A 6,460-nucleotide genomic window follows, 5' to 3' on the forward strand; every position below is an offset into this window, starting at 1 on the left:
CGAAATCGAGGCATGGTCAGTGCAACAGCTGGTGGTCGATGTGTACAACGGGCGCTAGTCACCCGTGCGCATCCGCTTGGCGCGCCATGCCGCCATGCCGCAATGCGAGCGTACTGCGGCTCGTGTCCTCCAAACGCGGCCGGTGTGACGCGCAATATTGCGCGGCACGCCGATGGCATCACGCACTAGGGTTCACGGTTCCGTTCGTGGTTGTGGTTTGCCGTGGCAATTGCCGTCCGGCACCACGACCTGCATGGCGCGGAACACATCGCAACGCAAACGTTACAAAAGGGGTATGAAGTGCACCGCCGAATACCGCGAGTGCAATGCAAACCATTACGGGGGAGACTCCGATGAGCGGCGCCAAGGCATCAAATGCAAGCAAGGGGCAAAACATCCGCAGTCTCGTGGCCAAGCAAGTTTCTCGGCGCCATGATCGACTGCCCCTGCGTGGGACATTCCGATCAGCACAGTTCGTCAGGGTGCATCGGCTGACGCCGCGCATCGTTATGCGAACGGGCGATCACAAAACAGACCTGCCGCTGTCCCTTTTGCGGCGCATTATCTCGCTGATCGCGCCGAGGTCCGAAGCGCGCAATCTGCGCAAGATTGGGGAATATACACGGCGCGGCAATGTCGCGAGTTGCGACATTTATTTTCACGTGAAAGCGCTCGCCACCAAAGCGGCGCCATCGGCCATTGCACATGCGCACAATGACACCGGATCCGGGTCGATTTGGTCTGACAGCTCCCGGAATTCCCTCTCGAATCTGGCCGACGCATCGTTTGCCACCTTGGGGCATGCTCTGATTTCGCACGGAACCAAGCAGGAAATTGAAGCGTGGATCGACCTCGCTAGGGAAAAGCTCCTGTCGCACCGGGGCGATGGCGACAGCGGTTCCGGTGACGCAGCCAATGCTCCGAATTTAACCATGGGCACGCATGCGGAAACGCTGCGCTGCCTGATCGACTTGGAAGAGGAGATCCACCTCGCGCGCAACCGCGCCTCGCCCGACAGTTTCGGGGTTGGCGTCGGGGAAGTTCCGATCCCGTCACAGGAAGAAGCGCGAGCAAGTTCGGCGCGTCCTGCCCGGGCCGATGTGATCGCGAAGCTCGATCTGTGGCGCCTGAAGGCGAGCATTCCCGATGCTCGCGGTGAGGGTTTGGCCTCCAGCGCCCAGGTGGCACTTCTGCATGCCGATCCACAGATGAACTGGTAATTCCGTGAGGTCTTCCGCCGTTGCGCCCGACGCGTGCGCAACGGCGGTGGACCAGGTCACGCCGCAAGCCCCTGCCGCACCGGCAAAGGTCGCGTGCCTCCAGACGCGTCAGTCCCACGCCGACGTTCGCTCCAGCCCCAGGACCGCCTGCAGGATTGCCACGCGCGCCTGACCGAGAATCTGGCCTTGCCATACCGGGTCGTCGAAGCAGAACGCTTGCTGCACCGCCTTCCGGATCGACGACGCCAGCGCTGCCGGCGCCTCGGGGTGCTGCCTCAGCCAGGCATCCGCGCGCAGCCTATGCAGCATGTCGATGAGCGGCACCGTGCCGTACTCGATGGCCATGGCCGTGATCTGTGCGTCCGCGCGCGCACTGCGCAGCGTATCGAGCAAAGGGCCACCGACATTCGACGCCACCGTCGTGCCGTCAACGGGACTGGCCAGATCGGCGCCCCACCACGCGCGGGCGCGCGTCAGTTCCTCGGCGCCGAGGGCGCCCACGCAGATCTTCTCGCCGTGCCCCGGTGGCCCGAGTCCCGTGTGAAAGTCGATCCATCCGATCGCATCGCAATGCTTCGCGTGCGTCTCGATGAGCCCGCGCATCAGGCGTGTGCTCCACACGGCACTGCGTCCGCCGTAGAACAGGCCGTCGGCAAAGGCGTATTGCCCAACGGTCAGCGCGCGCTGGTAAGCCGCTTCTCCATGCGTTGCAATGTAGTCCGCGATCGCCCGCGCGTTGTCGTCGTCAGGCGGCCACGTCGGGGGTACCAGCAGCGCGTGCAGGTCGGCGTAGGCGTCGTTGATCGGAAGCGGTTGCGAGAAGTCGATGCTGTTGCGGTTCAGGTCGACGTTGTCCTCATTGGTGCGCGACAGCCACGAAAAGCCATACGGATTGATGGCATGCACCACGAGAATGGCAACGCTTCCGGCATCGAGACGTGACTTCAGCGCTTCGTCGCCCAGCAACGCGATCTGCGCCGCGCTACCACAGAAGCCCTCGACGCCATGCGTGCCGGAGGTCAGGATCAGCATTCGCCTGACGCGCGCCGGCCCCAGGCGCACGACATCTGTTGCCAGCGCTTCGCCTTCACGGCCGGTTATGCCGGGGATGACGTGGCTCGTCACCTCGGCGCCGGCCGCACGGGCCGCCGTCGCGAAGCGCTCGCGCGCCTGACGATAGCTATCCGAGAACACGGCGTTGGTCATCGTGCGTCGCCCGAGAGGAAGGCCTCGGTCAGCCGTACCCAATACGTCGCCCCCAGGGTGAGCACCTCGTCGTTGAAGTCGTAGCTCGTGTTGTGGAGCATGCAGGGGCCGAGTCCGTGACCGTGCGCGCGATGGTCGCCCGTGCCATTGCCGATATAGGCGTAACACCCGGGGCGCTCCAGCAGGAAGAACGAGAAGTCTTCCGCGCCCATCGTCGGATCGATCGGATCGACGACGTGGTCGCGGCCCACGATCTCCCGCATCACGTTCGTCGCGAACTGCGTCTCGGCGGCAGTGTTGACCGTCGGCGGGTAATTGCGGATGAACGAGAACTCGACCGTGCACCCATATGCGGCGGCGGTGGACTCGCAGAACTCGCGCATGCGCGTCTCGACGAGATCGAGCACGTCGAGCGAGAAAGTGCGCACGGTACCGGCCAGCGTGGCGGTGTTCGGGATCACGTTGATCGCCTCGCCCGCCTGCATCTGGGTGATGGAGAGCACGGCGGCGTCGATCGGGCGCTTGTTGCGCGTCATGATGCTTTGCAGGCCGGTGCCGATCTGCATGGCGGTGAGTACCGGATCGATACCGTTGTGCGGCATGGCGGCGTGCGCGCCGGTGCCTTTGACAACGATGCGGAACTCGTTGCTCGACGCCTGCGTTGCGCCGACACGGGCCCCGAAGCTGCCGGCGGCGAGTCCTGGCCAGTTGTGCAGGGCGAACACGGCGTCGACCGGAAATTTTTCGAACAGACCGTCGTCGAGCATGGCTTTGGCGCCGCCCCCGCCCTCCTCCGCGGGCTGGAAGATGAAGACGACGGTGCCGTCGAACGTGCGGTGTTGGGCCAGATGCTGAGCGGCGCCGAGCAGCATGGCGGTATGACCGTCATGGCCGCAGGCATGCATCTTCCCTGCGAACTTCGACGCGTGTTCGAACGTGTTGAGTTCCTGAATCGGCAGCGCGTCCATGTCGGCGCGCAGACCGATGACCTTCTTCGCGGAGCCGTTGCGCAGCACGCCTACGACACCCGTCTTCCCCAGTCCTCGCGTGACTTCGATGCCCCACGATTCGAGCAGTTTCGCCACGATATCCGACGTGCGGGCTTCCTCGTAGCGAAGTTCCGGGTGGGCATGAATGTCGCGTCGGATGGCTTGCAGTTCGGCCGAGCGTTCGGCGATTTCGGGAATGATGGACATGGATTGCGTCTCTTGATGGGTGCCCCCGGGGGCGATGCCGCGACGTGGACGTCGACGATCACGCCATTGGACGAGGGGCGGGTTGGGGAGGTGTTGGTGGGGCGCGTCGGCGCGATGGCGCCGACGGTCCTGGAAAGCAGCGTGCTACGGAATTACAGCAGCGGCTGGCGCGAGCGGTCCTGAAGCATCAGGATCGTGATCAACCCCACGGCGGCGCCGAACAGGCCGTAGTAGACCACCGCGAGCTTGTCGCCCGTCCATCCGATCAGCAGCGTGGCGATGGCCCCGGCGAAGCCGCCGAAGATCATGACGGCGAAGTTGTAGCCGATGGCCATGGAGGTAGCGCGGACCCGCGAGGGGAAGAGTTCACACACAAACGCGCAATACGAACCCTGGAAGAGACCCAGCGAGAGCATCAGACAGCACTGCACGAAGATCAGCATCGGCAGCGTTGGCACGTGGCTCACGGCGAGGAACAGCGGATACGCGATGATCAGACTGATGAGCGCGGAGGCGGTCATCGGCTTCTTGCGACCGATCGCGTCGGAGATGCGACCTGAGGCGAACGTGCCGACGATGTAGGCGACGGCGGCGCACAGCGATGCAATCACGCTGCTCTTGAAGGGGATGCCCAGCGACTTCGTGGCGTAGCTCGGCATGTAGTAATAAAAGATGTACGTTCCAATGGTGCCATACACCGTGAGGCCGAACCCGGCGATCACCTGACGCCAGTGCAGAGTGATCGATTCGAAGAACGGGGAGCGCTTTTCGGCGGGCTTGTGGCGAGCGTCCTTAAACACGGGCGATTCTTCGAGACGCGAGCGCACGTAGAGCCCGACCGGGACAATCAGCAGACCGATGACGAACGGAATGCGCCAGCCGTACGCGTCGATCTGCTCGGGCGTGAGTGCCTGGGTAATACCAACGGAGACGATGGCGCCGAGAAGCATGCTGCACGCCTGCGCGATCATCTGAAAGCTGCCGTACACGCCGCGCCGCTCGACCGGCGCGTGTTCCACGAGGAATGCGGTGGCGCTGCCGACTTCGCCGCCTGCGGAGAAGCCCTGGAGGAATCGACCGATGAGCATGAGCACCGGCGCGGCCATGCCGATTTGCGCGTAGGTGGGGGCGAACGCGATCACGGCAACGCCGAGGGCCATGACGGAGATGGTCACGAGCAGCGCGGCCTTGCGGCCGTGCTTGTCGGCATAGGCGCCAAGGACGATGCCGCCCAGCGGACGTGTCAGGAAACCGACACCGAAGGTCGTCCATGCGGCGAGCAGTGCGGCTGTCGGGTTATCGCTGGGGAAGAACTGGCGGGCGATGTTGGCGGCAAAGAAGGTGAAGACGGTGAAATCGAACCATTCGAGCGCATTGCCGATGGTCGAGACGGCGATGACGCCGACATCGATGCGCTTTCCCGATCGCTCGGGGATCGCGGGGTTTGCGGCGCTGTCGCGCCCGACCGAAACTTCCATGGGGATACTCCTCTTCTGTGAAGTACTTTGGGTGTTCGTGGCAAGCGGACCGCACTCGCTTCGCCCCATTCTGCTTGTGCCAAAAAACCAATAAAAGCTAGAATTTGTGATCTGTCATCCCAATTTTTTTGATGAATTGAGGACGAGAATTCGGGATGAACACGAGGCGGAGCGGGGCCATGTGGGGAGCCGACGGCGAGTCGACGGTGCGCGCGGTGAGTGCCTGGCGTGTCTGTCGGCGAGGGAGCTGCCTTTGCGATGCGCGTCGACGGCGCGGCGGAGGTGGGCGTCGGTGGTGAGTGTCGAGAGATAACGGTGAGCGGTGAGTCATTCATGAGCAATCTTCGATTTATGAGGACGTTTGCGGCGGTCGCGAGATATGGATCGTTCGCTTCGGCAGCCGAACATCTGGCGATGACGCAATCGGCGGTAAGTATGCAAATGCGGGCGTTGGAGGAGGAGTTTGATCATCCGCTGTTCGATCGCGCGGGACGCTCGGTGGCGCTCAACGCCATGGGACGGGTTTTGCTGCCGCATGCAGAGAAACTGCTGGCGCAATATCAGACGATGCGCGCGTTGGCGGCCGGCATCGAATCGACGGCGGGCCCGGTGACGATTGGCGCGGTGGAATCGGCGGTCAGTGCGCTGGCACCGGCGGTGTCGTTGATCAAGCAGGCACAACCTCGCCTGGATATCCTGATACAGACGGCGCGCTCGATTGAACTGACGGCCATGCTGGACGCCGGGGAGATTGATTGTGCAGTGCTGGTCGAGCCATCGGGACGGCGTCCGGCCGGCGTGCGATGGACGCCGTTGTACAGGGAGCCGTTGGTACTGCTGGCCTCGTCGGCATTGAGGACGGTGTCGGTGACGAAGCTGCTGGAGACGGAACGGTTTCTCCGTTTTGACCGGTCACAGCGCACGGGAGCGCTGATCGATCGCGCGGTGCGACGTCAACATGTGAAAGTCAATGACTTTCTGGAGTTGTCGTCAATCGAGGGGATCGTGGCTTTGGTTCGGCAACGCGTCGGCGTGGCCGTCGTTCCGATGCTGCGCAGCGCGACATGGGCAGAGGAAGATTCGCTACGCGTGATCCCGCTGCCCGGCGTGACGGAGCAACGAAGCATCGGCTTGTTGGAACGCATACGCCACGACAAGAGCGGAATCACCGCGACGATCGCGCAACAGGTGATGGCGCAGGGGTGATCGGGCCTGTCAGTAATTTCGTGTTCAAGGCATATGATGCTCCCAAGGAGAATGTATGCCTCACAAACCGAAAGCCCCGCTGGCAGAGCTGCCGGCAATTCCCGCCGAGCTGCTTGAGCAGTTCGGCAATGGTGCGATGACGGCCGAAGCCATC

The 6,460-nt window shown here is 63.3% G+C and carries 5 protein-coding genes; 2 read left to right on the plus strand and 3 right to left on the minus strand.

From position 1 onward, the window contains the following. The first annotated feature begins 353 nt into the window (after positions 1 to 353). Positions 354 to 1,220, plus strand: a complete 867-nt coding sequence (locus W930_RS0114955) for a hypothetical protein (RefSeq protein WP_036655959.1) — start codon at positions 354 to 356, stop codon at positions 1,218 to 1,220. Positions 1,221 to 1,328: 108 nt separating this feature from the next. Here W930_RS0114955 and W930_RS0114960 read toward each other — a convergent pair whose 3' ends face one another. The 3 genes from W930_RS0114960 to W930_RS0114975 all read right to left on the minus strand — a co-directional run bounded on the left by W930_RS0114960 (position 1,329) and on the right by W930_RS0114975 (position 5,100). Continuing rightward, positions 1,329 to 2,426, minus strand: coding sequence for a M14 family metallopeptidase (locus tag W930_RS0114960; RefSeq protein ID WP_028731074.1), 1,098 nt, complete (start codon positions 2,424 to 2,426; stop codon positions 1,329 to 1,331). After that, positions 2,423 to 3,622 (minus strand): M20 aminoacylase family protein, encoded by a 1,200-nt coding sequence (locus tag W930_RS0114965; RefSeq protein WP_023873247.1) that lies wholly within the window; start codon positions 3,620 to 3,622, stop codon positions 2,423 to 2,425. The genes W930_RS0114960 and W930_RS0114965 overlap by 4 nt, the downstream gene beginning before the upstream one ends. A gap of 152 nt (positions 3,623 to 3,774) precedes the next feature. Beyond that, positions 3,775 to 5,100, minus strand: a complete 1,326-nt coding sequence (locus W930_RS0114975) for an MFS transporter (protein WP_023873245.1) — start codon at positions 5,098 to 5,100, stop codon at positions 3,775 to 3,777. Positions 5,101 to 5,433: 333 nt separating this feature from the next. Here W930_RS0114975 and W930_RS0114980 point away from each other — a divergent pair, with 333 nt between their 5' ends. Further along, on the plus strand, positions 5,434 to 6,306 hold the full coding sequence (locus tag W930_RS0114980) for a LysR family transcriptional regulator (RefSeq protein ID WP_023597414.1): 873 nt from the start codon (positions 5,434 to 5,436) through the stop codon (positions 6,304 to 6,306). Positions 6,307 to 6,460 lie beyond the last annotated feature (154 nt).

The sequence above is a fragment of the Pandoraea sp. E26 genome, from assembly GCF_000681415.1.
GTDB classification, from domain to species: Bacteria; Pseudomonadota; Gammaproteobacteria; order Burkholderiales; family Burkholderiaceae; genus Pandoraea; species Pandoraea pnomenusa.